This is a genomic window from Denitratisoma sp. agr-D3 (genome assembly GCF_054658675.1).
Genome location: NZ_BAAGIA010000003.1, coordinates 472,575 through 498,003, shown reverse-complemented (window position 1 = coordinate 498,003; position 25,429 = coordinate 472,575). Strand labels below are relative to the sequence as shown.

27 protein-coding genes are annotated in these 25,429 nt (G+C 63.4%); 10 read left to right on the top strand and 17 right to left on the bottom strand.

Annotated elements, in window-relative coordinates; translation table 11 throughout:
* Nucleotides 1–23: 23 nt before the first annotated feature.
* Entirely contained in the window at nucleotides 24–905 is an 882-nt protein-coding gene (gene nifH / locus ACYQ2U_RS10905) for a nitrogenase iron protein (RefSeq protein WP_459950395.1), read from the bottom strand.
* A gap of 225 nt (nucleotides 906–1,130) precedes the next feature.
* On the opposite strand from nifH, the gene ACYQ2U_RS10900 reads away from it, so the two are divergent.
* A complete protein-coding gene (locus ACYQ2U_RS10900; protein ID WP_459950394.1) occupies nucleotides 1,131–1,913 on the top strand; it encodes an NAD(+)--dinitrogen-reductase ADP-D-ribosyltransferase in 783 nt (260 codons plus the stop codon).
* Between the two features lie 119 nt (nucleotides 1,914–2,032).
* On the opposite strand, the gene ACYQ2U_RS10895 is transcribed toward ACYQ2U_RS10900, so the two are convergent.
* Both ACYQ2U_RS10895 and ACYQ2U_RS10890 read right to left on the bottom strand, forming a co-directional pair.
* Nucleotides 2,033–2,290 carry a hypothetical protein gene (locus tag ACYQ2U_RS10895; RefSeq protein ID WP_459950393.1) on the bottom strand — a complete coding sequence of 86 codons (258 nt, stop codon included), beginning with the start codon at nucleotides 2,288–2,290 and terminating at the stop codon, nucleotides 2,033–2,035.
* 150 nt (nucleotides 2,291–2,440) lie between these two features.
* Nucleotides 2,441–4,363, bottom strand: a complete 1,923-nt coding sequence (locus tag ACYQ2U_RS10890; protein ID WP_459950392.1) for a putative bifunctional diguanylate cyclase/phosphodiesterase — start codon at nucleotides 4,361–4,363, stop codon at nucleotides 2,441–2,443.
* 205 nt (nucleotides 4,364–4,568) lie between these two features.
* Between ACYQ2U_RS10890 and ACYQ2U_RS10885 the strand changes: the two genes are divergently transcribed.
* Entirely contained in the window at nucleotides 4,569–5,414 is an 846-nt protein-coding gene (locus ACYQ2U_RS10885; protein WP_459950391.1) for an SIR2 family protein, read from the top strand.
* Nucleotides 5,415–5,514: 100 nt separating this feature from the next.
* Nucleotides 5,515–8,505 carry a bifunctional diguanylate cyclase/phosphodiesterase gene (locus ACYQ2U_RS10880; RefSeq protein WP_459950390.1) on the top strand — a complete coding sequence of 997 codons (2,991 nt, stop codon included), beginning with the start codon at nucleotides 5,515–5,517 and terminating at the stop codon, nucleotides 8,503–8,505.
* Between the two features lie 65 nt (nucleotides 8,506–8,570).
* Here the strand turns inward: ACYQ2U_RS10880 and ACYQ2U_RS10875 are convergent, their stop codons facing one another.
* From ACYQ2U_RS10875 to ACYQ2U_RS10835, 9 genes are all read right to left on the bottom strand, one after another.
* Nucleotides 8,571–8,789, bottom strand: a complete 219-nt coding sequence (locus ACYQ2U_RS10875) for a Nif11-like leader peptide family natural product precursor (protein WP_459950389.1) — start codon at nucleotides 8,787–8,789, stop codon at nucleotides 8,571–8,573.
* Between the two features lie 53 nt (nucleotides 8,790–8,842).
* Complete coding sequence (gene draG / locus ACYQ2U_RS10870; RefSeq protein WP_459950388.1) at nucleotides 8,843–9,766, bottom strand: ADP-ribosyl-[dinitrogen reductase] hydrolase; 924 nt, start codon at nucleotides 9,764–9,766, stop codon at nucleotides 8,843–8,845.
* 25 nt (nucleotides 9,767–9,791) lie between these two features.
* The gene (locus ACYQ2U_RS10865) at nucleotides 9,792–10,151 is read right to left on the bottom strand and encodes a 2Fe-2S iron-sulfur cluster-binding protein (protein ID WP_459950387.1); all 360 of its coding nucleotides are present in this window, start codon (nucleotides 10,149–10,151) and stop codon (nucleotides 9,792–9,794) included.
* A gap of 81 nt (nucleotides 10,152–10,232) precedes the next feature.
* Nucleotides 10,233–10,520: a 2Fe-2S iron-sulfur cluster-binding protein gene (locus ACYQ2U_RS10860; protein ID WP_459950386.1), complete on the bottom strand. Its 288-nt coding sequence runs from the start codon at nucleotides 10,518–10,520 to the stop codon at nucleotides 10,233–10,235.
* A 113-nt stretch (nucleotides 10,521–10,633) separates the two neighbouring features.
* Nucleotides 10,634–11,896 (bottom strand): FprA family A-type flavoprotein, encoded by a 1,263-nt coding sequence (locus ACYQ2U_RS10855; RefSeq protein ID WP_459950385.1) that lies wholly within the window; start codon nucleotides 11,894–11,896, stop codon nucleotides 10,634–10,636.
* Between the two features lie 29 nt (nucleotides 11,897–11,925).
* On the bottom strand, nucleotides 11,926–12,396 hold the full coding sequence (locus ACYQ2U_RS10850; RefSeq protein WP_459950384.1) for an ArsC/Spx/MgsR family protein: 471 nt from the start codon (nucleotides 12,394–12,396) through the stop codon (nucleotides 11,926–11,928).
* 9 nt (nucleotides 12,397–12,405) lie between these two features.
* The gene (locus ACYQ2U_RS10845) at nucleotides 12,406–12,699 is read right to left on the bottom strand and encodes a 4Fe-4S binding protein (RefSeq protein WP_459950383.1); all 294 of its coding nucleotides are present in this window, start codon (nucleotides 12,697–12,699) and stop codon (nucleotides 12,406–12,408) included.
* Between the two features lie 104 nt (nucleotides 12,700–12,803).
* The gene (nifB, locus tag ACYQ2U_RS10840) at nucleotides 12,804–14,288 is read right to left on the bottom strand and encodes a nitrogenase cofactor biosynthesis protein NifB (RefSeq protein WP_459950382.1); all 1,485 of its coding nucleotides are present in this window, start codon (nucleotides 14,286–14,288) and stop codon (nucleotides 12,804–12,806) included.
* A 214-nt stretch (nucleotides 14,289–14,502) separates the two neighbouring features.
* On the bottom strand, nucleotides 14,503–14,652 hold the full coding sequence (locus ACYQ2U_RS10835; protein ID WP_459950381.1) for a hypothetical protein: 150 nt from the start codon (nucleotides 14,650–14,652) through the stop codon (nucleotides 14,503–14,505).
* 221 nt (nucleotides 14,653–14,873) lie between these two features.
* Between ACYQ2U_RS10835 and ACYQ2U_RS10830 the strand changes: the two genes are divergently transcribed.
* Nucleotides 14,874–15,284, top strand: coding sequence for a GNAT family N-acetyltransferase (locus ACYQ2U_RS10830; RefSeq protein ID WP_459950380.1), 411 nt, complete (start codon nucleotides 14,874–14,876; stop codon nucleotides 15,282–15,284).
* A 51-nt stretch (nucleotides 15,285–15,335) separates the two neighbouring features.
* Here the strand turns inward: ACYQ2U_RS10830 and ACYQ2U_RS10825 are convergent, their stop codons facing one another.
* The 4 genes from ACYQ2U_RS10825 to ACYQ2U_RS10810 form a co-directional block, all read right to left on the bottom strand.
* On the bottom strand, nucleotides 15,336–15,659 hold the full coding sequence (locus ACYQ2U_RS10825) for a nitrogen fixation protein NifZ (protein ID WP_459950379.1): 324 nt from the start codon (nucleotides 15,657–15,659) through the stop codon (nucleotides 15,336–15,338).
* A gap of 5 nt (nucleotides 15,660–15,664) precedes the next feature.
* The gene (locus ACYQ2U_RS10820; protein WP_459950378.1) at nucleotides 15,665–15,988 is read right to left on the bottom strand and encodes a (2Fe-2S) ferredoxin domain-containing protein; all 324 of its coding nucleotides are present in this window, start codon (nucleotides 15,986–15,988) and stop codon (nucleotides 15,665–15,667) included.
* 207 nt (nucleotides 15,989–16,195) lie between these two features.
* A complete protein-coding gene (locus ACYQ2U_RS10815; protein ID WP_459950377.1) occupies nucleotides 16,196–16,570 on the bottom strand; it encodes a NifB/NifX family molybdenum-iron cluster-binding protein in 375 nt (124 codons plus the stop codon).
* Between the two features lie 92 nt (nucleotides 16,571–16,662).
* Nucleotides 16,663–17,862, bottom strand: coding sequence for an MFS transporter (locus ACYQ2U_RS10810; RefSeq protein WP_459950376.1), 1,200 nt, complete (start codon nucleotides 17,860–17,862; stop codon nucleotides 16,663–16,665).
* A gap of 111 nt (nucleotides 17,863–17,973) precedes the next feature.
* On the opposite strand from ACYQ2U_RS10810, the gene ACYQ2U_RS10805 reads away from it, so the two are divergent.
* The 4 genes from ACYQ2U_RS10805 to ACYQ2U_RS10790 all read left to right on the top strand — a co-directional run bounded on the left by ACYQ2U_RS10805 (nucleotide 17,974) and on the right by ACYQ2U_RS10790 (nucleotide 22,263).
* Nucleotides 17,974–18,969, top strand: coding sequence for a LysR family transcriptional regulator (locus ACYQ2U_RS10805; protein WP_459950375.1), 996 nt, complete (start codon nucleotides 17,974–17,976; stop codon nucleotides 18,967–18,969).
* A 144-nt stretch (nucleotides 18,970–19,113) separates the two neighbouring features.
* Nucleotides 19,114–20,895, top strand: a complete 1,782-nt coding sequence (locus tag ACYQ2U_RS10800) for a DEAD/DEAH box helicase (RefSeq protein ID WP_459950374.1) — start codon at nucleotides 19,114–19,116, stop codon at nucleotides 20,893–20,895.
* A 347-nt stretch (nucleotides 20,896–21,242) separates the two neighbouring features.
* Nucleotides 21,243–21,842, top strand: coding sequence for a nucleotidyltransferase domain-containing protein (locus ACYQ2U_RS10795; protein WP_459950373.1), 600 nt, complete (start codon nucleotides 21,243–21,245; stop codon nucleotides 21,840–21,842).
* The gene (locus tag ACYQ2U_RS10790; RefSeq protein WP_459950372.1) at nucleotides 21,835–22,263 is read left to right on the top strand and encodes a hypothetical protein; all 429 of its coding nucleotides are present in this window, start codon (nucleotides 21,835–21,837) and stop codon (nucleotides 22,261–22,263) included. Before ACYQ2U_RS10795 ends, ACYQ2U_RS10790 begins: the two co-directional genes overlap by 8 nt.
* Nucleotides 22,264–22,339: 76 nt before the next feature.
* On the opposite strand, the gene katG is transcribed toward ACYQ2U_RS10790, so the two are convergent.
* Nucleotides 22,340–24,553, bottom strand: coding sequence for a catalase/peroxidase HPI (katG, locus tag ACYQ2U_RS10785; RefSeq protein ID WP_459950371.1), 2,214 nt, complete (start codon nucleotides 24,551–24,553; stop codon nucleotides 22,340–22,342).
* Between the two features lie 254 nt (nucleotides 24,554–24,807).
* Between katG and ACYQ2U_RS10780 the strand changes: the two genes are divergently transcribed.
* Nucleotides 24,808–25,092 carry a CopG family ribbon-helix-helix protein gene (locus ACYQ2U_RS10780; RefSeq protein WP_459950370.1) on the top strand — a complete coding sequence of 95 codons (285 nt, stop codon included), beginning with the start codon at nucleotides 24,808–24,810 and terminating at the stop codon, nucleotides 25,090–25,092.
* Nucleotides 25,093–25,094: 2 nt separating this feature from the next.
* Nucleotides 25,095–25,391, top strand: a complete 297-nt coding sequence (locus ACYQ2U_RS10775; RefSeq protein ID WP_459950369.1) for a type II toxin-antitoxin system RelE/ParE family toxin — start codon at nucleotides 25,095–25,097, stop codon at nucleotides 25,389–25,391.
* Nucleotides 25,392–25,429 lie beyond the last annotated feature (38 nt).

The following is a 25,429-nucleotide window of genomic DNA, read 5'->3' as shown; positions in this document are numbered from 1 at the left end:
CGGGGAATCGGTACGGCGACTACTTAGGCAGCGGCTTCGGCGGCGGTCTTGCCGACGATGGACTCGTCTTCCTGTTCCATGATGCCGAATTCCATCAGCAGCTCTTCCAGCTCGTCCATGGTGACGGGGGTGGGGATCACGAACTTGGTGTTCTCCACAACCTTCTTGGCCAGGGCGCGGTATTCGTCGGCTTGCTTGGCCTTGGGATCGTATTCGATCACGGTCATACGACGGATTTCAGCGTGCTGCACCACGTTGTCGCGGGGAACGAAGTGGATCATCTGGGTGCCGAGGCGCTGGGCCAGGGCGATGATCAGTTCGTCTTCGCGGTCGGTGTTACGGCTGTTGCAGATCAGGCCGGCCAGACGCACGCCACCGGAGTTGGCGTACTTCACGATGCCCTTGGAAATGTTGTTGGCGGCGTACATGGCCATCATTTCGCCGGAGCAGACGATGTAGATTTCCTGGGCCTTGTTTTCGCGGATGGGCATGGCGAAACCGCCACACACCACGTCACCCAGCACGTCGTAGAAGACGAAGTCGAGGTCTTCGTCGTAGGCGCCTTCTTCTTCCAGGAAGTTGATGGCGGTGATCACGCCACGGCCGGCGCAACCGACGCCAGGCTCGGGGCCACCGGATTCAACGCACTTGACGCCGCCAAAACCGACGGACAGCACGTCTTCGAGTTCCAGATCTTCCACGGAGCCGGCTTCGGCAGCCAGTTCCATCACGGAGTTCTGAGCCTTGCTGTGCAGGATCAGGCGGGTGGAGTCGGCCTTGGGGTCGCAACCGACGATCATCACCTTCTTGCCCATTTCAGCCAGGGCGGCGACGAGGTTTTGCGTGGTGGTAGACTTTCCGATACCACCCTTGCCATAGATGGCGGCTTGACGAAGTTTTGCCATGATGCAATCTCCTTGTGTTGAGTCTCTTCGGGCGTTGGGGGAATCCCGTGCTCCCATCCCCATTTCCGCAAGAGCTATGCCAGTGCCTTTTTGATTGCATAATGCTCTGATAAATAAGTGAATTTATATAATTCCCCAGCGCCGGACTCGGGCTCTTCATCCGACAATGACCTGCCCCCTTGTAGGGCCTCCGACAAGGGGGCATGGCTGCCCGCGCGGGCCCGTTTGCCCGTCAACCGCTGCAATTTGCCGGCGGTCATCCTGGGCGGCCTGACCTATCAGCAGCACCCGGTTCCCCTTCAGCTCGATGGCGTGGTGGAGTTGCACCGGGGCTTGTTCCGTCATTTGGATGGGGTGGCCGACTTGGCCGAGCGGGGACGCTTGTTCCGGGACTACATGGCGGCCCATTTCTGCCTAGACCAATTGGAGGCGGCGGGCTTCGATCCCGCCAGCGGTAGCCGCGGCAAGGCTAATTGGCTCAGGGTGTTACGGGGCTGGAGCTTCGATGCGGACGGTCTGGAGGGGGCGGCCCTGAAGGCCTGGGTGGAGTCCCGCTTTGGCCTGGTGCCGCGCTTCCACGGCCAGCCCCTGCGGGACTACGACGGCGAACCCTGGCGTCGCTACGAGGAAATGCGGTCGCGGGCCTTGTATGGCACCAATGCCCTGGAAGCGCAGTTGGACGTGCTCTACGCCTGGTGCCAATACGAGTTCCGCCGTGATGGCCTGGATGGACGCGGCCACCTGACCCTTTACCGAGGCGTGAACCGACTGGCGGAGCACGAGGTCCTGGGGCGGGAAGCAGGGGGAGAGCTGGTGTTGTTCAACAATCTCACCTCCTTCAGCCGCTCACGGGAGCGGGCCGGGGAGTTCGGTGACGCCATCCTGGAGGCCCGGGTACCCACGCCCAAGGTCTTCTTCCATTGCCGGCTGCTGCCCGAGATTTTGGGCGGCGAGGATGAACACCTCGTCATTGGCGGCGTTTACCGCGTTCAGATCATTGATTTTTAAGGACGAATGGCTTTGTCGTGTTTGCGACAGTCGGCCTTTTCCTGGGGGCAATGCCGTTCCTGGGGCGATAAATCGGCAGGGGCCAGGGCGAAAAGGGCGGCGCTAGCGCCGCCCAACCGTCAGACCGCCGTCGCCGCATCGGCGATGTGTTTTTGCTCCGCGTCGGCCAGGGGTTTGTGGAAGAAATAGCAAAGGGACGAGGTCAGCGCCGTCAGGGCCCAGAACATCAGGAAGCCGATGGAGTAACCGGCGGTCTTGCTCCAATGCACCGGCTCGCCGAGCAGATAAAGCTCTTGGGGATCGATGAAGGCGAAGAACACCACTTCGCCGGCGATGGCGCTGATGAACGAGGGCCAAAGAATGTAGATCCACTTCATGGGTATTGCCTCCTGTCGATGGTTGGCACATGAAAGTCTTAGGCGACCCGGGGTCGCAGGCTTCCTTCTGTGGGAAGAGCGTAGTGCATCGTCATTGTTGCGATGGCCGCCGGCAAAGGCAAGTTGCAGTGCAACCAAGCGCAGGGAGCGTCAGCGGGCGCCGTTGCCGCCCAGCAGGCCCTCGATTTCCTCGGCGGGCAGGGGGCGGCTGAACAGGTAGCCCTGCATTTCGTCGCAGCCCTCGCCACGCAGGAAGTCCGCCTGGGATTCTGTTTCTACCCCCTCGGCGATGACCGTCAGTTTCAGGTTGCGGGCCAGGGTGATGATGGTGCGGGTGATGGCCTTGGCATCCTCCTGGTCGGGGATGCCGCGGATGAAGGATTGGTCGATCTTCAGCTTGGTCACCGCCATGCGGCTCAGGTAGGCGAGGGATGAATAACCGGTGCCGAAGTCGTCGATGGAGATCTGTAGGCCCATGGCCCGCAAGGCATCGAGGGTGGCGGCCACTTCCGCCGTATCGCCCATGATGATGCTTTCGGTCACTTCCAGTTCCAGGTAGCGGGACGGCAAGCCGGTTGCCGCCAGGACGTCCGCCACTTGTCGCGGCAATTGGGGTTGATGGAATTGGATGGCGGAAAGGTTCACCGCCACGGTGACGGGATTCCCCGCATCCAGCCAGCGCTTGGCCTGTAGACAGGCTTCCCGCAGGACCCAGGTGCCGAGGGGAATGATGAGGCCCGTTTCCTCCGCCAGGGGGATGAAGCGGCCAGGAGGAATCATGCCTTGTTGCGGGTGGCGCCAGCGGACCAGGGCTTCGACGCCGCACACCTTGCCGTCCTGGGTCAGCTGGGGTTGGTAGTGCACGACGAAGTCCCCCTGGGCCAGGCTACGGCGCATGTCGTTTTCCATGGCCAGCCGCTCCAGGCTGCGGCTGTTCATGTCGGACTGGTAGAAGGCGCTCTGGTTCCTGCCCTGGCTGATGGCGTGGTGAAGCGCGGCCTCGGCATTGCGCATCAGGGTCGCATCGTCGTCGGCGTCGTCCGGATAAAGGGCGATGCCGACGCAGGCGGTGGTTTCCGCCATGCAGACGGAGCCCAGGTCGATGGGGGCGCTCATGGCGGCCAGGGCCTGGCCGGCCAGGTGGCGGGCATCGTTCTCGGTGACGGCACCGGACAGCAGCAGGGCGTAGAGGTCCGCGCTCATGCGGGCCACCGTGCCGCCCCGGGGCATGACGTGGTGGAGGCGCTTGGCCACCTCCAGCAGCAGGGCATCGCCAGCCTGGTGGCCGAGGGAATCGTTGATGTCCTTGAACCGATCCAGGTCGAAGAAAATCAGGATGACCCGGTGGCCATGGCTGCGCGCCACCTCGATTTCCTGGCGCAGCCGTTCCATCAGCAGCATGCGGTTGGGCAGGCCGGTGAGGGCGTCGAAATAGGCCAGGTGGTAAATGCGGTCCTCGGCCTGGCGCCGTTCGGTGATGTCCTTGGCGATCACCATGCAGGCCGGGTGGCCTTCGAAGTCCAGGGTGTGGGTGGCGATTTCCATGTCCATCAGGGTGCCGTCCTTGCGGACATGGCGCCAAATGCCTCCCGGGTTGATGCACTTAGCCAGTTGCAATTGGGCGTCTTCGGGGTGGGGCGCCAGGTCCGGCGGGCGGAGATCATGCAGGGTCAGGCGCTGCCATTCCTCCCGGCTGTAGCCATAGTGGCGGATGGCCGCTTCATTGACCGCCAGAATCTTGTGGTTCTCGGTGTCGAACACCCAAGCCGGTAGCGGGCTTTGGGCAAACATGCGGTGGTAGCGTTCCTCGCTGGCGATCTGGGCCGCCCGCGCCAAGTCCAGGTCCTGGCGGGCTTTGGCGTAGCGGGCCATTTCCTTGTGTACCAGCAGGCCCAGCAGCAGGGCGGTGACCGAGACAAAACCCAGGCCTTTCCAGTTCTGGGCCATGGTCAGGGTCTGCGGATCGCTGAACATCTCCGCCACCACCCGATCGGACCAGACGATCCACGCCACCGACACCAGCAGGTAGATGAGGGCAATGCGCAGGGCGGGCAGCAGGATCAGTCTATCCATCGGGTCAGCTCCAGCAAGGAGTGCAGCCAAGGGGATATGCTGAGTCCATAGTAGGGCAAAAAACTTGTCATGAACACCACAAGATTGCCGCCGCCGCTGCATATTCGACAGTCTTGACGCGATGTTTACCCTTTTTAAATCATGGTCTTGCTTCCGGCCTGCTTCTTGCTGTGGAAGGGCTAACCCCTGCCCGGAGACAAGCACAATGATTACTCCCGAACTGCGCAAACTGTGGATTGCCGGCCTCAAGGACGGCAGCATCGTTCCCTATGTCGGTCCCGGCGTGCTGTCCGACGTCAAGTCCAAGCTGGATGGCCGTCCGATTCCGGCCACCAGCGACCAATTGATCCTGGCCATGAACAACGGCCAGCCCATGGCGCCCAAGCTGATGTACGAATTCCCCCGGGCCGCCATGAACGTGGAGTTGAAAAAGGGGCGCAGCACCGTGACCCGTTTTCTCGACACCACCTACGGCCAGACCCAATGGACCCGCAGCGCCTTCCACGACTGGCTTCAGGCGGTACGCCCGCCCTACGTGGTCGACATCAACCGCGACACCCAGTTGCAGGACAGCTATAGCGACCAGCCCCATACCCTGATCGTGGGCTGTGCCCGCATCGGCGGCACCGCCTTCCGCTTCAAATTGTTCGCCTGGGATGGCCAGAGCTATTCCGCCATCCAGCCGGAGCAGGCCGCCCTCAACCTGCCCATCCTGTTCAAGCCCATGGGTACGCCCCGGCCCCAATCCACCTACATCGCCTCCGACGCCGATTACGTGGACTACATCACCGAGCTGATGGGGGGCTTCGCCATCCCCGGTCCCCTCAAGAAGTATCGCCAGGAAAAGCGCTATCTGCTGGTGGGCATGCGCCTCAACCGGGATTCCGAGCGCATGGTGCTGTCCGACATCATTTACGGTGCCAACGAACAGAGCGGTTGGGCCTTGATCGCCGAACCCAACGACAAGGAGCGGCGTTTCTGCAAAAAGCTTGGGCTTGAAATCGTCGAGGCCGACATCGGCACCCTGCTGGCGGAGCCCTTGGCGGCGTAAGTTGCTATTTTTCTTGTTTTCATTGCCCCCTTTCTCGTACTTTAGTTTAATGCTCCTGTGATACAGTCGGGCCTCGGCAGCGGAAGGAGGGGCAAGGGGAGTGAAAGCGGTATTGCGCGTGGGCGGCGGTTTGGTCGCCCTGCTATGGCTGTGCTTGGTCGTATGGACCGGGGTTGACCTGCTCCAGGCCCGGCAGCGGGAGTTCGACGCCGCCGGTCGGGTCGGCGACACCCTCAACCGGGTGCTGGAAAGCCACTTGCAAGCCACCGTGCAGAAAATCGACCTGCACCTGTCCGCCTTCGTCCTCCATTACGAGGGCGCCGTGGCCCGCCGCGCGCCCCGGCCCGAACTGGAAAAGGAACTGTCCCGTTACCTCTCCCTGTTCCCCGAGGCCCAGAGCTTCCGCGTGGCGGACCGGGACGGGAACTACATCTACGACGCCTCCCGGGTCCTGCCCCAGGTCAATATCGCCGACCGGGAATACTTCAAGCAATTGCGCGCTGATCCCGATGCCGGGCTGGCCATTTCCGGCCCCCTGCAATCCCGCATCACCAGCGCCCCGGTGATCGTCCTCGCCCATCGTCTCGAGGACGAAAAGGGCCGCTTTAACGGCGTGGTCCTGGCGGCGATCAAGATCTCCTTTTTCGAACGCCTGTTTTCCACCCTCAACGTCGGGCCCCACGGCTCCATCGCCCTCCTTACCGAGAAAATGGAAGTGATCGCCCGCCAGCCGCCGGTGGACGGCTGGCGCGGCAAGGTCATCGGCGAAAGCCCGGTGCCCGGTCTGATCGCCCAGGGCAAGTTTGCCGGCAGCTTCGTCCGCAATGCCATACTGGACGAAGAACGGCGCTTGTTCGTCTACCGCAAGGCAGAAGGACTGCCTTTCATCGTCAACATCGGCTTCGCCGAGCAGGACGTGCTGGCGGATTGGCGCCATCGGGCTTGGGCGTATGCCGGTTTCGGCCTGGCGTTGACCTTGGCCCTACTGGGTCTGGTCCGGGCCTGGGTGCAGAATTACCGACGGGCCGAGGCCACGGCGGAAAACATGAGTCTCGCCTTCCGGGAGAAGGAACGGCAAGCCCGGGCCCTGCTCAACTCGATTCCCGCTCCAGCCTGGTTGGTGGATACGGAAGGCCGCTATTTGGCGGTGAACCAGTATTTCTGCCAGATCGCCGGCATGGCCGAGGATGCCCTGTTGGGCAAGACCGCCCATGGCGTTTTCCCCGAGCAGATCGCCGAGGCCCTGCGTCAAGGGCAGTTGCTCACCTATGAGCAGGGCGGCAACTCTCGGGAAGAGCGCTGGTTCGACATCGGCAAGGGACCGCAGCTGTTCCAGTTCGTCCGGGTGACCGTCTTCGACGACCAGGGCAAGGCCAACGGCCTGGCTGGCGTCGCCTGGGACATCACCGAGCAGTACCGGAGCCAGGAGCGGCAGCGCCTCATGACCCACGTCCTGGATCACAGCGTCGAGGCCATGTTGATCCTCGATGCCAACCGGCAGATCATCGCCTGCAACGAAACCTTCGTCGCCCTCACTGGTTATTCCTTGGAGGACATCCGCGAGCACGAGCCCTGGATCCTGGCTTCCGAGCGTCACGAGACGGCTTTCTTCAACCGGATACGCACCGATGTGAGGGAAACCGGCAACTGGCGGGGCGAAACCTGGGTGCGGCGCAAGAACGGCAGCGAGTGCCCGGTCTGGTGCAACATCGGCGTGGTCACCGACGATCAACGGCAAATCGTCAATACCGTGATCCTCATGTCCGACCTGTCGGAGCGCAAGGCCACCGAGGCCCGCATCGAATCCCTGGCGACCCTGGATCAGATGACCGGCCTGCCCAACCGCTACGGCTTCGCCCGGGAGTTCGCCGCCTGGCTCAGCCAGGGCAAGCAGGGTGCCCTGCTGGTGCTGGACATGGACCAATTGGCCCGGGTGAACGATGCCTTCGGTCACGACGCCGGCGACTTCCTCCTGCTCCAGGTCAGCCAGCGCCTGCGCAAGGCCCTGCGGCCGGGTGAGTTGTTGGGCCGTCTCGGCGGCGACCAGTTTGGCCTGCTGACCATGAGTAGCGACATGGCGGCGGTGGAATTCCATGCCCGCAGCCTGCTGGACCACGTGGCGGAGCCCATCGTGATGGACCAGGGCGACGTGGTGGCCACCGCCAGCATGGGCATCTGCCATTTCCCCCAGGACGGCGCCGACGCCGTGGCCCTGCTGCGCAACGCCGATGCCGCCATGCACCAGGCCAAGGGGGCCGGCTTCGGCCAACTGCGTTTCTTCGCCCGGGAAATGAACCTGCAAATGGCCGAGCGCCTGCGCCTGGAAAGCGATTTGCGCTGCGCCGTGCAGCGCAACGAACTGCACCTGTTCTTCCAGCCCCAGGTCGAAATCAGCAGCGGCGACATCATCGGCTACGAGTGCCTGCTGCGCTGGCGCCATCCCGAACTGGGCCTGATCTCTCCCCTGCGCTTCATCCCCATCGCCGAGGAAAGCCGGCTGATCCTGCCCATTGGCGCCTGGGTGCTGGAACAGGCCTGCCTCGCCAACAAGGCCTGGCAGGACCAGGGGCTGGGCCAGTGGGTGGTGGCGATCAATCTGTCCGCCATCCAGTTCCACGATGGCAAGCTGGTGCAGACCGTGTCCCGCGCCCTGGCGCTGTCAGGCCTGGCGCCCCAGTGGCTGGAGTTGGAAATCACCGAAAGCGTGCTGATGGACGACCCGGAGAAAGTGGTTGGCGTGTTGGAGGAACTCAAGGCCCTGGGGGTCAAGCTGTCCATCGACGACTTCGGCACCGGCTATTCCAGTCTGGCCTATCTGAAGCGTTTCCCCATCGACAAGATCAAGATCGACCGCTCCTTCGTCAGCGACATCCACCGCGACCCCAACGACGCCGCCATCGTCCGCATGGTGATCGGCATGGCGGAGGAACTGGAGCGCAAGGTGATCGCCGAGGGGGTGGAAACCCAGGAGCAGGCGGATTTCCTGCGCCAGCACCGTTGCGACGAAATCCAAGGCTATTTCTACAGCCCGCCCATGCCCCACGAGGAAGTACCGGCCTACACCGTGCGCCATCGGCGCACCGCCGGCTAGGCGCCGACAAAAGAAAACCGGCGGGGCTTGCGCCGCCGCCGGTCTTGGGCGTCGCCCCGGGCCATTCAGGCCCGCAGCAGGGCCTTGATCAAGCGTTCGGACAACTGGTCCTCGGTGAACTGGGGTTCATTGGGGGGATACAGTTCGTCCTCGACGATGGTGATGCCATTGTCGGCGGCCAGGGCCTTGAGTTCCTTGATCTTCTGACACTCCTTGAGCTGGGCGCCGAGGGCGGCGTCGCTGCGGGCTTTGTCGGAAAAGGCTTTGATATCTTTGACGGACATTTTTTTGACTCTCGTTTTGGTTGAACAAAAGGGTTGAAGAAAAGGGGTCTCGCTCAGGCCACGGCACGGGCCACCCGGGCCAGGGCACGGTTTTCCGCGCCGGCGATGAGTTGTCCGGCCTGGTCGCGGCAGCGCTGGCGCACCTCGGGCAGCAGGCTGTCCACCCAGTCGTCGGGCAGCGCCGTGCGGCCGTAGAGGGCACCGGCCAACATGCCGGCGATGGCGCCGGTGGTGTCGGCATCGCCGCCCCGGTTCACCACCTCGATCAGGCAGTCGTTGAAACTGCCCGTGTCCATCAAGGCCTGCAACACGCATTGCAGCGTGTCCACCACGTAGCCGCTGGGGTTCTCCACCCGCTTGCGGCGGTAGGAGAACTGCGGCCAGTCGGTGACGAAGGGCTTGATGCAGTGGCGATAAACATCCCGCAGGCAGGCACCGAGCAGGGCGTCCTTGAGGGCCAGGGCGAGAAAAACGCAGGCGGCATCGGACACGTCGTTGTGGTGGGTGACGTGGGCCTGTTCACGGCAGGCCTGGGCCATCTCCTCGTCGCTGTCGTAGAGATAGGCCAGGGCCACGGGCAGTACCCGCATGGCGGCGCCGTTGCCGGCGTCGTGCTCGGAAAAAGCCGCCTCCACCTGGCCGGTACGACGGAACTGGATCAGGTTGCGGCGCACGGTGTTGCCGATGTCCACCGGCTTGGCCCGCATCCAGGCGTCGAAGGCCTGGGCGCAGGCAGCCGCCTCGACCCGGCCGTTGCGGGCGAGGATGGCCTCGCCCAGGGCCCAGGCCATGGTGGTGTCGTCGGTGACCTGGCCGGCCTTGAGCTTGAGCCAGCCGCCGCCGCAGATGTCCTGGTGAATGCCATGCTGGCGGGCGATTTCCCGTGGCGTCATGAACTCCACGGTGGCGCCCAGGGCGTCGCCAATGGCCATGCCCAGATAGGCGGCCTCGGCGCGGGCCAGGATGTCGGCATTCATCGGGTCGGCGGCGGACCGGCTAGCCTCAGACGCTCGGGTATTCGACCAGGATGTCCTCGTCGCGCACCACCATCTGGCAGGCCAGACGGGTGCTGGTGGGCGGAATGTCGTCCACGTACATCTGGTCGATCTCGGCCTGGGTGATCAGGCCCATGCCCTTGAGCACGGCCACTTCGCGGGCATTGAGGGGCCCGGCCAGGGGCTTCTTGCGGTCGATGCTGGTGACCTTGACGACGCAGGTGCCGCATTCGCCGTTTTCGCAGTTGAAGTCGATGGGGATGTGGTTTTCCTTGGCCAACTGCAAGATGGTCTTGGTGTGGCTACCGGCGGTGGCATAAACGGTTTTGTCCTTGTGCATCGGACTGGTGAAGGTGATATCGGCCATAGTGGGCTCCTAGCGTAGTGGTGGTGGTTGAACAAAAACGCGTTGGGGGAAGTGCGTTTTCTTTTTTTATGGGGAATGTCGTCAGGCCGGTTTGACCACTACCTCGCCGCCCAGCACCTGGGCCTGGCAGGCCAGGCGGTGCTTGCTCGGGGCCAGATTGTCGGAAAGCACGCGGGCCTCGAGGGACGAGGGGTCGGCCAGGTTTTCGATGCCGGAGACGATCTTGGTCAGGCAGGTGCAGCACTCGCCCTCGCGGCAGCCGTAGGTGATGCCGGCACCGACTTTTTCCGACACTTCAATCAGCCGGGTGCCGGCAGGGACGGTGACGGTGACGCCGATGTCCTGAAAGGTGACTTGGGCTTTTGCCATGGTGGTTCTCCAGAGTGGATCAGTGTGAGTTGGAATATCGAGTGAAGCGAACCCATATCGTCACCTCCCCGTGAAGGGAGGCTGGGAGGGGTGGGCGTTTGTTTGCCATGGCGTCACGCCAGCGACGCCATGTCGATCACCCGGGCCTCGGCCTTGCCCACTAGGTGCAGGGCGGCCTGGCGGCCCAGGGCACGGCATTCGGCCAGTTCGTCGTCGGTGGGGATCAGGCGGGCGCGCACGCCGGGTACGGGCACCCGCAGCTTGAGCCGGCGCAGGCGGTCCTCGACCATGGGTACCGCCTCGCCGCTCCAGCCGTAGGAGCCGAAGGCGGCGCCGAGCTTGCCCTTGACGTTCACCAGGGTCAGGGAGGAAAGCACGTCCCAGACGGGCTTCACCGCGTCACCGTTGATGGTGGGGCTGCCAAACACCAGGCCGTCGGCCTCTTCGATCAGGTCCACGAAGGGGGCGGTTTCCGAGCCCTCGATGTCGTAGAGGGAAACCCGCACACCGTCCACCTCCTCGGCGCCGGCGGCGACGAACTCGGCCATGCGCCGGGTGGAACCGTAGGACGAGATGTAGAACACCAGCAGGGTCTTGGATTCGGCGCCGTGCAGGTTGGAGGCCGACAGGGTGCGGTAGCGGCGCAGATAGTCCTGGGGCGAGTCGCGCAGGATGGGGCCGTGGGCGGGGGCTACCAAGTTTGGCGCCAGGGGCTCGATCAGGTCCAGGGCATGACGCACGTGGTCCCGGAAGGGCCGCATGATGTGGCTGTAGTAGTAGTCGAAGGAAAAGCGGAAATCCCCCACCGCGTCGTTGAACAGGCGGGCGTCGCAGAAGTGGCAGCCGAGGAAGTCGCCGGAAAACAGCACGCCATCCTGTTCGAGGAAGGTGCATTGGGTGTCGGGCCAGTGCAGGTAGGGCGTGTTGAAAAAGCGCAGGCTGCGGTCGCCGAGGCTGATCCGGTCGCCGGTGTTCACCGGAATGATGCGATGTTCCACCGGCCCGGTGTCGAACAGCCCCTTCATCATGGCCCGGGCCTGGGGCGAGACGTACACCTTGGCCGCCGGCGCCCGCGCCATGAGTTCCGGCAGGGCGCCGGAGTGGTCGGGTTCCAAGTGGTTGAGGACGATGGTGGTGATTTCGTCGTAGCGGGCCACCGATTCCAGGCGGCGGAAGAAAACCCCGGAGTACATCTCCTTCACCGTGTCGATTACCGCCACGCCCTGGGAGCCGCGCACCACGTAGGCGTTGTAGCTGGTGCCGTTGGCGGTGCGGAGAATGATGTCGAAGCTGCGCAAATCCGGGTCGAGCGCGCCCACCCAGTGCACACCGGGTAGCACGTCGACCGCGTCAAGGCTGGAGCCCGCGTGGGGCATGGCGCTTCTCCGTTATCAGTAGGGCAGGGTCAGGCTCGGGCGGGGTAGGGGTCGTGGCAACGGGCGGACGTCGCTGACTCCCCGTCGTGGTGGTGATCGTGATCGTGGTGGGCGCAGGCTTCCAGATTGCGTTGCGGCAGGGTCTGGCTGCCGAGACCGATCCAGGCGTCCACCGCCTGGGCGTCAAAGCCCACCATGCGGCGGCCATCAGCTTCCATCAGCGGGCGGCGCAGCAGCAGCGGGTTTTCCTGGAGCAGGCCGAGGGCCGTGGCTTCGTCCAGTTCCTCGGGCACGATGCTGCCGTCCTTGACCGCCGTGGCATTGCGGTTGAACCAATCCGCAATGGGCATCGTGCCGAAGAAGGACAGCAGGCGATCCCGCGTCCAGCACACGTCGCGCAAGTCCTTGGCCCGCACCTCGTGGCCGGCTGCCTCGAGGATGGCCTTCTGCTTGCGGTTGCCGGAACAGCCGGATTTTTCGTAGAACTGAATGACCGCCATATTGCTTCCTTACAGGGATGAGCCGCCGCGGGCCTGGATTTCGGCCTGGGCCGCGGCCCAGCGCTCGGGCGGGATGCCGGTCAGGGAGCCGGGAGGATTCAGGGCGACGTTGAGTTCGTCCACGATGGCGCCCTCGATGGGACAGATGCTGGCGCACTGGGCGTCGGCAAAGTCGCCCACGCATTCGGTGCACTTGTCCGCATTGATGAGGAAATGGGGCTTGGCCTCGTAGATGGCGTCGTTGGGGCACACCGGCTGACAGGCGTAGCAGTTGACGCAGGTTTCGATGATTTCCAGTGCCATGGCGATCTCCGTTTCGTTCCGGGCGTCATTCCCGCGTAGGCGGGAATCCAGTGGCGTTTAAAGTCCCTGGATCCCCGCTTTCGCGAGGATGACGGCATGTTGTCTTACGCGCGCTTCTTCGCTTCAGCCGGCTGGTCCAGCTTGCCGGCGGCCAACATCTCGTTCCACACTGCCATCACGGCTTCCTCGATGGGCTCCATGGCGTGTTCGCCATTGGGCTGGATGCCGGCGGCTTCCAGTTCGCCCCAGGGCTCGAAACCGATCTTGGAACAGAGCACCACCTCGCAGCCTTCCAGGGCCTTGATGGTGCGACCGAGGATGGATTCGCCGTCGCCGCAGGTTTCGTCGCCGGCGCAGTAGGCTTCCGCCTTGCGGTGGCCGACGAACTTCACGCCTTGGTAATCGGCCTCGTACACCAGGAACTCCTTGGCGTGACCGAAGTGGATGTTGATGACGGGGCCCTTGGCGGCCACGGCCATCAGCACCGGGCGGCCTTGGGGCTCGGCGCTTTCCAGGGCCACCACCTTGGCGTCCTTCTCGGCGCGCTTGGCGTCCAGTTCGGCCTGGATGCCCTTGCGCACTTCGGCGCGGAATTCCATGGCCTTGCCGTAGTCGATGTCCATGGCGTCGATCTTGTCCAGGGTGAACTCGGCGCCCCGGTCTTCGCCCAGCAGGCCCACCGCATCGGCACGACACTGGCGGCAGTGACGCATCATGTTCATGTCGCCTTCACAGGCGTCCTGCAAGTCCTTCAGCTCGGCGGGGTTGGGCGAACGCTGGCCCATGACGCCGTAGAAGGTGCCGTGTTCGGCTTCGGCAATGAGGGGCATCACGTTGTGCAGGAAGGCGCCCTTGGCCTTCACCACCTTGGAGACTTCCTTCAGGTGCTGGTCGTTCACGCCGGGAATCAGCACGGAATTGACCTTCACCAGAATGCCCCGGGCGGTGAGCATTTCCAGGCCTTTTTGCTGCTGCTCGATGAGGATGGCAGCGGCTTCACGGCCGAAGATGCGCTTGTTCTTCCAGTAGATCCAGGGATAGATCTGGGCGCCCACGTCCGGGTCGATACAGTTGATGGTGATGGTGACGTGGTCGATGTTGTGCTTGGCCAGCTCGTCCACGCTTTCGGGCAGGGCGAGGCCATTGGTGGACACACAGAGCTTGATGTCCGGGGCCTTCTCGGACAATTGGCGGAAGGTCTCGAAAGTCTTTTCCGGGTTGGCCAAGGGGTCCCCGGGTCCGGCGATGCCCAGCACCGTCATTTGGGGAATGGTGGCGGCCACGGCCATGGTCTTCTTCACCGCCTGGTCGGGGGTCAGCACCTCGGACACCACGCCGGGGCGGGACTCGTTGGCACAGTCGTACTTGCGGTTGCAGTAGTGACACTGGATGTTGCAAGCAGGGGCCACGGCCACGTGCATACGGGCGAAGTAGTGGTGGGCCTCTTCGGAATAACAGGGATGGTCTTGCACCTTCTGTCGGATCTCGTCCGACAGGTGGCCTAGCTGGTCATCGGTGGAGCCGCAGCTCCCGGCGCTGCACCCGCCTTTCTTGGCGGCGGGTTCTTCCTGATAAATCGGCAGATCCATGACTTGCTCCCTTGGGGTTGGGTGACATGGACCTTGAGCAACTGCCGTGCCGGTCGCGGCGGTGTCTTTTAACTACATGAATTCAATGGGATAAATTGGGTTTTTCGATTGTCCTAATCGTGACATTCGTACCGAAAGGGACAAGGCCAACAAAACCGGACGGGAAGGGTCATCCTTCCCGTTGGGATGGGGCGGCGTTTGGCGGGCGGGGCGGTCAGCCGTGGAAACGGGGTACGGGTTGGAGCTTGACCCCGATTTCGCTGGCCTTGGCCAGGGAGCCCCATTGCTGTTCGATGAAACGGGTGGCGTAGACCAGGGTGCCGGTGAAGCGGCTGATGCCCTTGAAGGAAACTTTGAATTGCATGGCGGTTGCCTCCTGCGTATAAGTCACACAAGGCAATCAACGGCAGTTCTGGCTAAAACTTTAGTTATATCTTTCCACGTTTAATCAAGCGTTTGGAGCGGCAAGCTGAGGCGCTGCTTCAGCCCTGGCCATGCGCCGCCACTGGGTTCGGCGCCTTCGTCGGGGACATCGTTGTCGTCCTCGTCAGCCTGGCGGGGGGCGGGGCCTGCTATGGTGGCGCCATGAAAACCGCCACCGATCTTCGCTATGGCCGCGATGAACCCATCGCCGCCGCCGACCTGGCCGAATTGTTCCGCGCCTCCGGCATCCGCCGTCCCGTGGACGATCTACCCCGCCTGCAACAAATGCTGGACCGGGCCGACCTGGTGATCAGCGCCTGGGACGGCGAACGCCTGGTGGGCGTCTGCCGCGCCCTGACGGACTTTTGCTACTGCTGTTACGTGTCCGATCTGGCGGTGCACGGCGACTGGCAGCGGCGGGGCATCGGCGCCGCCCTGCTGACCCAGTTGCGCGCCGCCCTGGACGAACGGGTGTCGGTGCTGCTGCTGTCGGCGCCGGAAGCCATGGACTACTACCCGGCCCAGGGCTTTGCCGCGGCGGACAACGCCTTCCTGATCAAGCGCCTGCGCTGAGCCGCGTCGCGCCGGGCGCGGCTATCGGCGACCACCGCTGATCGCGGTCGCTCAGGCCTCGGCGGCGATGATGCCGCTGCCGGCGCTACCGCCGGCAGCTTTCCATTCCGCCAGCAGCGCCTTGGCCCGGGGTTCGTCCTGGGTCAGCTCGTCGGTCAGGCAGCCCACCGGTGGGCCGAGCACGCCATCCTCGCCTTCGAAGCGCACCAGATAGATTTCCTGCTGGGGGTCCGCCTCGGCGTAGCCGAACATGACCACCACGCCGGTGGCGCCCGGCGGCGCCATCAGGGCGTCCTCGGGAAGTTCAGGAATGAAGCCGTCGTTGTAGATGGGTTCCAGGGGGAACACCATATCGCCGATGTCGTACTGTTCCATGATGGTCACCAGACTTGGGGCGGAACCTTGAGCCGTTCCACGGGTTGGTCGAAGAGCAGGTGTTCGTCGATGATGGTGGCCACGTCCTCCACCTTGACGCCGCCGTACATCACTCCCTCGGGATAGACCAGCACGCTGGGGCCCAGGGTGCAGGGGCCGAGGCAGCCGGTGTTGGTGAGCAGGTAGTCCTGGAACAGGTTGCGCTTCTGGAACTCGCCCATGAAGGCGTTGAACACGTCCATGCAGCCCTTTTCCTGGCAGGAGCCACGGGGATGGCCGGCGGGGCGGCCCTGGGTGCAGACGAGGATGTGTTTTTTGGGCTTGGGCATGGCGTTCTTCCTTTTGCTGGGATACGTGACGTTCAGCAAAGTCGGTGCCATGGCGCCGAGGCCCGTGGTTGGGGGCTGACGCCCGGCCCGTGGGCGGCGTCCGCGGTGGATTGTCGGACTTGCGACAATCCTTCTCAATCCTTCTTTGTGGCCTCAGCCGGTTTCCGCCGGGGCGGGCGGCAGACGCCTACTGGGCCTTGCCCCGGGTCAGCCTTGTGTCGCCGGCCGCTTGGCGAACCAGTCCAGCAGCGAGGTGTCGATGGCGCCGTAGGCGTAGTCGGCCACGGGCTCGATGCCCGCCTCGCGCAGGCGTCCGGCCGGGCCGTCGCCCACCTTGGCGACGAACAGGGCGCAGCAGTCGGCCAGGGCGCGCAGGATCACCTCGCGCTTGTCCTCGTCGCCGTAGCCGCCCTGGCAGTAGTGTTCCACCAGGCGCACTTCCAGCAGGGTCGCGGCGTCGGCGCCCACCGCGTAAATCTTGAATTCGTCGGCGTGGCCGAAGTGCTCGTCGATCTGCACCATGTTCTTGGTGGCGACGGCAACCCGCAGGCTGCCAGACGGGAGGGGGACGGCGTTGGGCATGGGTTTTCCTTGTCGTTGTTGGGAATGGCCCGGTCCCCGTGCAAGCCTGGTGCCAGACAAGACCGCGTCCTGTCGGCAGCCGCCCCGTCCCCTTAGGCCCGGTGCGGTTCCGGCCAGCAGCGGACGATGAAGGCGGCCAGGGCGCCGCTGGCGGCCAGGGCACTGACGGCGGCCCAGCCCCAGTGGGCCAGCAGCAGGCTGCCCAGGGCGGCGCCGCTGGCCATGCCGGTGAACATGCCGACGAACAGCACCGCGTTGAGCCGGCTGCGGGCGGCCGGGTCGATACCGTAGACGATGGTCTGGTGGGCGATCAGGCTGGCCTGCACGCCCAGATCAAAGCCCACCGTCGCCACCACCAGCACGGTCAGTTGCGCGGCGGGCGGCAGCAGGGTGCCCAGGCCCATGAGGGCGAAGGAAACAAAGCTCAGGCCGGTGCCCAGCCGGGTCACCAGGGCCGGGCCGCGTCGGTCCGCCAGATGGCCGGCGAGGGGCGCGGCCAGGGCGCCGGCAGCGCCGGCCAGGCCGAAGGTGCCCGCCACCGCGCTGCCCAACTGGAAGTCCTTGTGCAGCATCACCGCCAGGGTGGACCAGAAGGCGGAAAAGCCCATGGATTGCAGGCCCTGGGCCAGGGCGGCGCGGCGCAGGGCGCTGTGCTGGCCGAGCAGGGAGGCGAGGGAGCGCAGCAGGGCGCCGTAGCCGAGTTGGGTGGTGGGCGGCAAATGGGGCAGGGCGCGCCACACCGAGACGCCGATGATCCCCACGCTGACCGCGGCGATCACGAACATGCTGCGCCAGCCCAGGTGTTCGGCAACGATGCCGCTCACCACCCGCGACAGCAGAATGCCCAGCAGCAGCCCGGTCATCACCGTGCCCACCACCTTGCCCCGCTGCCGTTCCGGCGCCAGGGTGGCGGCGGCGGGCACGATGTCCTGGGCCAGGGTGGCGAGCAGGCCGATGGCCAGGCTGGCCGCCAGCAGTCCCGCCAGGGACGGCGCCAGGCCGGCGCCGAGCAGGGCCAGCACCAGCAGCAGGGATTTGGTGAGGATGATGTTGCGCCGGTCGTGGCGGTCGCCCAGGGGCGCCAGGAACAAAATGCCCAGGGCGTAGCCGAGTTGGGTCAGGGTCGGCACGTTGCCGATGGCCTGCTCGCTGGCACCGATGCCCGTGGTCAAAATGCCCAGCATCGGCTGGCTGTAGTACAGGGTGGCCACCGACAGCCCGGCCCCGGCGGCCAGCAGCATCACCAGGGGTTTGGATAGGGCGCTTTCATGCGTTATTTGAATGGTAGTCATGGCAGTCTCGGCAGGGGTTGGGGTGCGCAATGTGACGATGTGCGGCATTGTTTCCTGGTTGGCGGCCAAACGGTAGTGGCGGCATCGGTACAGTTGTTATACATTGAATGTATGAGCGATGCTGACAAACCCGCCACCCCATCCGCCAACACGTCCAGCGGCGCAATACCGCCCGCCGGCCAGCCCACGCCGGCCTTGAGCGGCGACCGCATCGAGCTGATGCAAACCTTCATTCGCATCGTCGAGGCTGGCAGCCTTTCCGCCGCCGCCGCCCAACTCGGCACCACCCAGCCCACCGTCAGCCGCCGCCTGCAAACCCTGGAACGCTCCCTCGGCCTGCGTCTGCTGCAACGGAGCACCCACGCCATGCGCCTGACGGTGGACGGCGAGCGTTGCTTCGAGCGGGCCAAGGAACTGCTCACCAACTGGGCCGCCTTCGAGGCCGAACTGCGCGGCGCCAGCGACGAACCCGAAGGCACCCTGCGCGTCGTCGTGCCCCACGCCTTCGGCCAGGACCGGCTGATCGCGCCCCTGGCCGACTACCTGCGCCGTTACCCGCGCATGCGTGTCGAATGGCTGCTCCACGACGACCGCGCCATCGGCGACTACATCGCCGCCGGCATCGACTGCGCCATCCAGGTCGGCGAAATCACCGACCCCAGCCTGGTGGTGGTGCGCCTGTCTGAAGTGCCGCGCATCGTCACCGCCGCACCCGCCGTGCTGCAAGGCATCGCCATGCCCCAGCAAGCCGCCGATCTCGCCCGCCTGCCTTGGCTGGCCCTGCGCACCTACTATCGCAACGAAGTCGTGCTCACCCACAAAACCAGCGGCCAGGTGGAACGCATCACCATCGACCCGGTAGTCAGCACCGACAACCTCTACGCCCTGCGCAGCGCCGCCCTACAAGGCCTGGGCGCCTGCATCAGCTCCGCCTGGGTGCTGCAAGACGACCTGGCCCAAGGCAAGCTCGTGCACCTCGTCCCCCAATGGCAGGCCGCGCCCTTGCCCGTGAGTCTGGTTTATCCCTACGCCAAGTTTTATCCGGCGCGGCTGCGGCGGTTTGTGGAGGCGATGAAGGAGGCGGTGCCGGGGGTGTTTGGGGCGTAGGCAATACCGGTGCGGCAGGAATCTATGCATGTCGCTGTGAACATGCATAGGAAACGGCCATTTTCTATGCGGGTTGGGTACGATGCGGGATGTGTCCTCGTTGCGGAACGGCGCGGATGGATTGACTGAATAGGCGGAGCAACCATGGCGGTACTGATCCCTTCCCTCGGTAGTTGCACTTTTGATAGCGGCGGAGAGCGTCGTTTAGCGGAACGTCTGGAAGACAAACTCGAAGCCGACTACCTCTGCTGGTACAACGTTCCCTTGGGCGATGACGGGCTACACCCGGATTTCATCGTCTTTCACCCGCGTCGTGGCCTGCTGATCCTGGAAGTCAAGGATTGGAAAGAGGGCACCATTATCGAAGCCAACAAGCAGGACTTTCTGATTCACACCGACAGCGGGCCAAAGTCTGTCCTGTGCCCCCTTGAGCAAGCCCGTCGTTACGTCCACGCCGCGACGGATGTGCTGGCCAAAGACCCGCAACTGGTGTTTTCCAGCGGACGAGCACGAGGGCAATTGGTGTTCCCCTGGGCCTATGGCGTCGTGTTCCCCAACCTGACCCGGCGTCAGTTTGAAACCGGGCAATTGGAAGAGATCATTCCCGGCCATCAAGTCATTTGCCGGGACGAAATGACCGAGACGGTGGAAGCCGAAGCCTTTCAGGCGCGGTTATGGGGCATGTTCAAGGTGCCCTTCCACGGCGCCTTGAGTCTGCCCCAGATAGATCGTATCCGCTGGCATCTTTTCCCTGAAGTCCGCATTCCCAGTAAACAACAGGATTTGTTCTCCCCCGAGGAACTCAGTCCCGACCTGATGCGGGTAATGGACCTACAGCAGGAACAACTGGCACGTAGTTTGGGCGAAGGCCATCGGGTCATCCATGGCGTGGCCGGGTCTGGCAAGACCCTCATCCTGGGTTATCGGGCCGAGCATTTGGCCCAGGCAGCCACCAAGCCGATTCTCATCCTTTGCTACAACGAATCCCTGGCCCGTCGCATCAATGCCACCATGCAAGCCAAGGGCTTGGGAGGCAAGGTGATGACCCACCACTTTCATCAGTGGTGCCGGGCGCAACTCACGGCCTTCAACGTGGACTTACCGCCCAAGAACGACGATAAGGAAGCCTTCTTCGCCGATATGGTGGATAGAGTGATCCGTGCCGCGGAGCGGGGTCAAATTCCCGCCGCCCAATACGACGCAGTGCTCATCGACGAAGGCCACGACTTCCGCCCCGAATGGTTCAAGCTCGTGGTGCAGATGGTGGACCCCAAGACCAACAGTCTGCTGGTGCTCTACGACGATGCCCAGTCCATTTACGGCGACGAAAAACACAAGAAGTTCAGCTTCAAGAGCGTGGGCATTCAGGCTGCCGGGCGCACCACGATTCTGCGCATCAACTACCGCAACACCGACGCCATTCTGCGCTTTGCTCGGGATATCGCCCAAGGCATTCTTAAACCGAGTAATGCCGACGATGACGGTGTTCCGCTACTGGCGCCTCAGTCGGCCGGTCGCCCCGGAAAAGAGCCGGAGATCGTCAAGCTCCCCAGTCGCTATGAAGAGAATGGTTACATCGCCAAACGGTTGAAAGAAGCCCATCGTCATGGCATGCCGTGGCGGGATATGGCCGTGGTCAGCCACTACAACAAAGACCTGGAGTCACGCGGTAGCGTATTGGAGAAACTCGGCATCCCCACCGTCAGTTTCCGCAATGCTACCTATAGCAGTGACGAAGACAAAGTGACCCTCATCACCATGCACTCCTGCAAGGGGTTGGAGTTTCCTTTGGTGGTAATCCCCGGTACTGAGCGCTTCGGTAGCGATGATGAGCTTGACCCGCAAGAAGCCAAGCTGCTCTATGTGGCGATGACGAGGGCTACGCAGGAGTTGGTGTTGTGTGGAGTCGCGGAGTTGAATGCCTAGCCAGAACCTGCTGGGGTGCCCTTAGTTCCCATCTATTTCTATGTCCCTCCGGCATAAGCACACCGGTTTACGTTGAAGTGGGGGGGGGCACGAATAACTCAACTACGTGTCGCGTTTTGGACTGAACATCGACATGTTTTAAGGACGTGTCGAAAAACTCGAATTATTTCGACATGAAAACGACGCCGATTGACTCTCGGTGCCGTTTTCATTGTGCGACTGCCTTATTCCTTCGCCTTGAACGGTGCCAGGATCAAAAAAGCAGGGGCACTCGGGAAAGCATTTATGGCTTGATAAGTCCCAATTTGGGAATTATCATTCCCTAATTGGGACTTATTGGGGTTGTCATGGAGCCTGTTTCTCTTGGCGATGCACTGTTTACCTCCACCCAGCAAAAGGTGCTGGGCTTGCTCTATGGCAAGCCGGATCGGAGCTTTTACACCAATGAAATTGCTCGCTGGGCGCAGGTCGGTAAGGGGAGTTTGACCCGGGAGTTGGACCGTTTGCAGCGGGCGAGCATTCTGGTCGTGAGCCGTCAAGGCAACCAAACCCACTATCAGGCCAACCCGGACTGCCCTATTTACGGGGAGTTGGCGGCCATTGTGCGTAAAACCTTCGGTATCGGCGAGCAACTGCGCACGGCCCTGGCGCCTTGGGCGGACCGTTTGGTGTGGGCGTTCATTTACGGCTCCATTGCCAAGGGGACGGCGCACGCGGACAGCGATATCGACCTGATGTTGATTGGCGATAATCTGATTTATGCGGATATCATCGAAGGCTTGGTGCCGGTGGAAGAGCGTTTGGGGCGAGCCGTTAATCCGACCCTCTACACCTGGGATGATTGGCAGGCAAAAAAAGCGGCGGGCAACGCTTTCGTTTTGCGGGTTGAGCAGCAGGACAAAATGGATTTGATCGGAGGTCGACCGGAGGTGTCGGATCGTGGGTAGTCAGGAGAGTCTGGAAAACCTGGTGCGGAGCGGCGGGCTCAAGGCTGAGCCGATGGATCGCAAGGAGTGCGACGGTCTGCTGCGTTCCGCGATGGATCGTTTGGTGGATGCCGGTAATCCATCCCTGTCCTTCGCCAGTCGTTTTGACCTTGCCTACAACGCCGCCCATGCCCTGGCGCTGACGGCGCTTCGGCACCGGGGATATCGTTCGGATAAGCGATACCTCGTGTTTCAGTGCTTGGTGCATACCCTGGATTTGAGCAAGGCCCAGGTGCGCATGTTTGCCCTGTGCCATGAGCGCCGGAACCTTGCGGAATACGAGGGTTATATGGATGTGGATGAAGCGCTGTTGGCGGAGTTGATCGCTGCGACGGAGGTTTTGTTGCAAGAGGTTCGGAAGGCCATGGGCCAAGCTGATTAAGAAATGGGCCAGGAATAAACAAACGGCGCCGGGTTTCCCTCGGCGCCGTTTGTCTTTGATGCTGGGCGATGTTGTCTTATTTCAAGTCAAACCGATCCAGCTCCATCACCTTGTTCCAGGCGGCGACGAAGTCCTTCACGAACTTCTCCTTGGCGTCGTTCTGGGCGTAGACCTCGGCCAGGGCGCGGAGTTGGGAGTTGGAGCCGAACACCAGATCGACGCGGCTGGCGGTCCAGCGGAGCTCGCCGCTCTTGCGGTCGCGGCCTTCAAAGCTGTCGGCGGCTTCGGAGGTGGGCGTCCATACGGTGCTCATGTCCAGCAGGTGGGTGAAGAAGTCGTTGCTGAGGACTTGGGGCTGGGTGGTGAAGACGCCCTGGCGGTTATCAGCCGTGTTGGCGCCCAGTACCCGCAGGCCGCCCACCAGCACGGTCATTTCCGGCGCGCTGAGGGTGAGTAGTTGGGCCTTGTCCAGCAACAGTTCTTCGGCGGCGACGCTGTAGGTTTTCTTCTGGTAGTTGCGGAAACCGTCGGCGATGGGTTCCAGCAGGGCGAAGGATTCCACGTCGGTCTGGTCTTGGCGGGCGTCGGCCCGGCCCGGGGTGAAGGGCACGGTGACGCTGTGGCCGCCGGCCTTGGCGGCGGCTTCAACGGCGGCGCCACCGGCCAGCACGATCAGGTCGGCGAGGGAGATTTTCTTGCCGCCGCTTTGCTGGCTGTTGAATGCCTGCTGGATGCCTTCCAGCGTTGTCAGCACCTTGGCCAGTTGGGCGGGCTGGTTGGCTTCCCAATCCTTTTGCGGGGCGAGGCGGATGCGGGCGCCGTTGGCACCGCCGCGCATGTCGGAGCCGCGGAAGGTGGAAGCGGAAGCCCAGGCGGTGGACACCAGTTCGGCGATGGAAAGGCCCGAGGCCAGCACCTTGGCCTTGAGGTCGGCAACGTCCTTGGCGTCCACCAAGGAGTGATCCACGGCGGGAATGGGGTCTTGCCAGATCAGGTCCTCCTTCGGTACTTCGGGGCCCAGGTAGCGGCTCTTGGGGCCCAGGTCGCGGTGGGTGAGCTTGAACCAGGCCCGGGCGAAAGCATCGGCAAAGGCGGCGGGGTTCTGATGGAAGCGGCGGGAGATGGGCTCGTAGATCGGGTCGAAGCGCAGGGCCAAGTCCGCCGTGGTCATCATGGGCGGGTGCTTCTTCGTGGCGTCGTGGGCGTCGGGAATCAGGTGCTCGGGTTTGACGTTCTTCGCCACCCATTGGTGGGCACCGGCGGGGCTCTTGGTGAGTTCCCATTCGTAGCCGAACAGGGTGTCGAAGTAGCCGTTGTCCCAGGTGGTGGGGTTGGGTTTCCAGGCGCCTTCAATGCCGCTGGTGGTGGTGTGCACGCCCTTGCCGCTGCCGAGGCGGTTGATCCAGCCCAGGCCCTGGGTTTCCAGGGGTGCGGCTTCGGGCTCGGGGCCCACCAGTGCCGGGTCGCCGGCGCCGTGGGCCTTGCCGAAGGTGTGGCCGCCGGCTACCAGGGCCACGGTTTCTTCGTCGTTCATGGCCATGCGGGCGAAGGTTTCGCGAATGTCGCGGCCCGAGGCCACGGGGTCGGGCTTGCCGTCCGGCCCTTCGGGGTTCACGTAGATCAGGCCCATCTGCACGGCGGCGAGGGGATTTTCCAGATTGCGCTCACCGCTGTAGCGGCTGCCGGGTTTGTCGCTGGTGGCGAGCCACTGCTTTTCGGCGCCCCAGTAGATGTCTTCTTCCGGTTGCCAGATGTCGGCGCGGCCACCGGCAAAACCAAAGGTCTTGAAGCCCATGGATTCGAGGGCGACGTTACCGGCCAGGATCATGAGGTCGGCCCAGGAGATCTGGTTGCCGTACTTTTGCTTGATGGGCCAGAGCAGGCGGCGGGCCTTGTCCAGGTTGCCGTTGTCGGGCCAGCTATTGATGGGTGCGAAGCGCTGGTTGCCGGTGCCCGCGCCGCCGCGACCGTCCGCCGTGCGGTAAGTGCCGGCGCTGTGCCAGGCCATGCGGATGAACAGGCCGCCGTAGTGGCCCCAGTCGGCGGGCCACCAGTCCTGAGAGTCGGTCATCAGGGCGGTGAGGTCCTGCTTGAGGGCTTGGTAGTCTAGTTTCTGGAAGGCCTTGCCGTAGTCGAAGTCCGCGCCCAGGGGATTGGAGGCGGGAGCGTGCTGGTGCAGGATGTTCAGGTTGAGTTGATTGGGCCACCAATCCCGGTTGGACTGGACGGCATGGGTGGACCGGGCGCCATGGGCGCCGTGGTGGAATGGGCATTTGCTTTCGGTAGTCATGGCTGCTCCTCCTTATGGACTGAACCGGTGTTGCAACGGTGTTGCAATGGAGTCAGCTTAGTCGCCCGCCATGGCCGAAGCCAGCAACTTGATTTAATGGTATTGATACCCTGTGGCTATCAATAACTAAAAATCGATTGTTTTATTAATTGACAAAAAACAACGCCGGGGCCCTGCTGTCCGGTTGCGGTTTATGGTCGGCGTGTCACTGTTGTGCTACATTGGCGCGTATTGAGCCTTGTCTGGAGTTTTCCATGAGCACCACGACCATCCGTCTTACCGATGAGCTGAAGGCCCGCGTGGCTGCCGCTGCCGGCCGCGCCGGCACGACCCCACACAACTTCATTCTTGAGGCGATTGCCGAAAAGGCTGCGCAGGCGGAACGTCGGGCGGAATTCGATGAGGTGGCGGAAGAACGTTATGCCCGCATGGTGGAAACCGGCAAGGCGATTCCGTGGAGCGAGATGCGTGGTTACCTGGAGGGGCGCGTCGCCGGTAAGGCGGTAAAACGCCCTGCGGCACGCAAGCTGGCGAAGTAGCCATGTCCAGGATCGAGCTGGCTCCCGAGATCAGCGAGGATTTCGACCGGATACTCGACCATCTCGACCAATACCGCGTCGAGAATCCCGCCGAGCGGATACGCGAAATTGTCGAGGCCATTGATGTGCTTGGGTCGAATCCCTTGATCGGTCGTCCTGCTGAAAACGGCAAGCGGGAGCTGGTGATTGGTCGCAGGACACACGGTTATGTGGCGCTTTACCGCTATGTGGCCGAGATCGATACCGTTTTCGTCTTGGCGATACGCGCCCAACGCGAAGCCGGTTTCGGCGGGGAGTGATCGGGCGGGGGAGGGGCGTACTGGAGTTTTCGGTTCTT

Coding starts and splice junctions, on each gene's coding strand:
- ACYQ2U_RS10780 (WP_459950370.1), top strand. CDS start 24,808: ATGAGCACCACGACCATCCGTCTTACCGATGAGCTGAAGGCCCGCGTG.
- ACYQ2U_RS10895 (WP_459950393.1), bottom strand. CDS start 2,290: ATGAAGTGGATCTACATTCTTTGGCCCTCGTTCATCAGCGCCATCGCC.
- draG (WP_459950388.1), bottom strand. CDS start 9,766: ATGAATGCCGACATCCTGGCCCGCGCCGAGGCCGCCTATCTGGGCATG.
- ACYQ2U_RS10815 (WP_459950377.1), bottom strand. CDS start 16,570: ATGCCCAACGCCGTCCCCCTCCCGTCTGGCAGCCTGCGGGTTGCCGTC.
- nifH (WP_459950395.1), bottom strand. CDS start 905: ATGGCAAAACTTCGTCAAGCCGCCATCTATGGCAAGGGTGGTATCGGA.
- ACYQ2U_RS10800 (WP_459950374.1), top strand. CDS start 19,114: ATGGCGGTACTGATCCCTTCCCTCGGTAGTTGCACTTTTGATAGCGGC.
- ACYQ2U_RS10805 (WP_459950375.1), top strand. CDS start 17,974: ATGAGCGATGCTGACAAACCCGCCACCCCATCCGCCAACACGTCCAGC.
- ACYQ2U_RS10860 (WP_459950386.1), bottom strand. CDS start 10,520: ATGGCAAAAGCCCAAGTCACCTTTCAGGACATCGGCGTCACCGTCACC.
- ACYQ2U_RS10890 (WP_459950392.1), bottom strand. CDS start 4,363: ATGGATAGACTGATCCTGCTGCCCGCCCTGCGCATTGCCCTCATCTAC.
- nifB (WP_459950382.1), bottom strand. CDS start 14,288: ATGGATCTGCCGATTTATCAGGAAGAACCCGCCGCCAAGAAAGGCGGG.
- ACYQ2U_RS10825 (WP_459950379.1), bottom strand. CDS start 15,659: ATGGAACAGTACGACATCGGCGATATGGTGTTCCCCCTGGAACCCATC.
- katG (WP_459950371.1), bottom strand. CDS start 24,553: ATGACTACCGAAAGCAAATGCCCATTCCACCACGGCGCCCATGGCGCC.
- ACYQ2U_RS10795 (WP_459950373.1), top strand. CDS start 21,243: ATGGAGCCTGTTTCTCTTGGCGATGCACTGTTTACCTCCACCCAGCAA.
- ACYQ2U_RS10810 (WP_459950376.1), bottom strand. CDS start 17,862: ATGACTACCATTCAAATAACGCATGAAAGCGCCCTATCCAAACCCCTG.
- ACYQ2U_RS10820 (WP_459950378.1), bottom strand. CDS start 15,988: ATGCCCAAGCCCAAAAAACACATCCTCGTCTGCACCCAGGGCCGCCCC.
- ACYQ2U_RS10885 (WP_459950391.1), top strand. CDS start 4,569: ATGATTACTCCCGAACTGCGCAAACTGTGGATTGCCGGCCTCAAGGAC.
- ACYQ2U_RS10855 (WP_459950385.1), bottom strand. CDS start 11,896: ATGCCCCACGCGGGCTCCAGCCTTGACGCGGTCGACGTGCTACCCGGT.
- ACYQ2U_RS10830 (WP_459950380.1), top strand. CDS start 14,874: ATGAAAACCGCCACCGATCTTCGCTATGGCCGCGATGAACCCATCGCC.
- ACYQ2U_RS10865 (WP_459950387.1), bottom strand. CDS start 10,151: ATGGCCGATATCACCTTCACCAGTCCGATGCACAAGGACAAAACCGTT.
- ACYQ2U_RS10835 (WP_459950381.1), bottom strand. CDS start 14,652: ATGCAATTCAAAGTTTCCTTCAAGGGCATCAGCCGCTTCACCGGCACC.
- ACYQ2U_RS10845 (WP_459950383.1), bottom strand. CDS start 12,699: ATGGCACTGGAAATCATCGAAACCTGCGTCAACTGCTACGCCTGTCAG.
- ACYQ2U_RS10775 (WP_459950369.1), top strand. CDS start 25,095: ATGTCCAGGATCGAGCTGGCTCCCGAGATCAGCGAGGATTTCGACCGG.
- ACYQ2U_RS10850 (WP_459950384.1), bottom strand. CDS start 12,396: ATGGCGGTCATTCAGTTCTACGAAAAATCCGGCTGTTCCGGCAACCGC.
- ACYQ2U_RS10875 (WP_459950389.1), bottom strand. CDS start 8,789: ATGTCCGTCAAAGATATCAAAGCCTTTTCCGACAAAGCCCGCAGCGAC.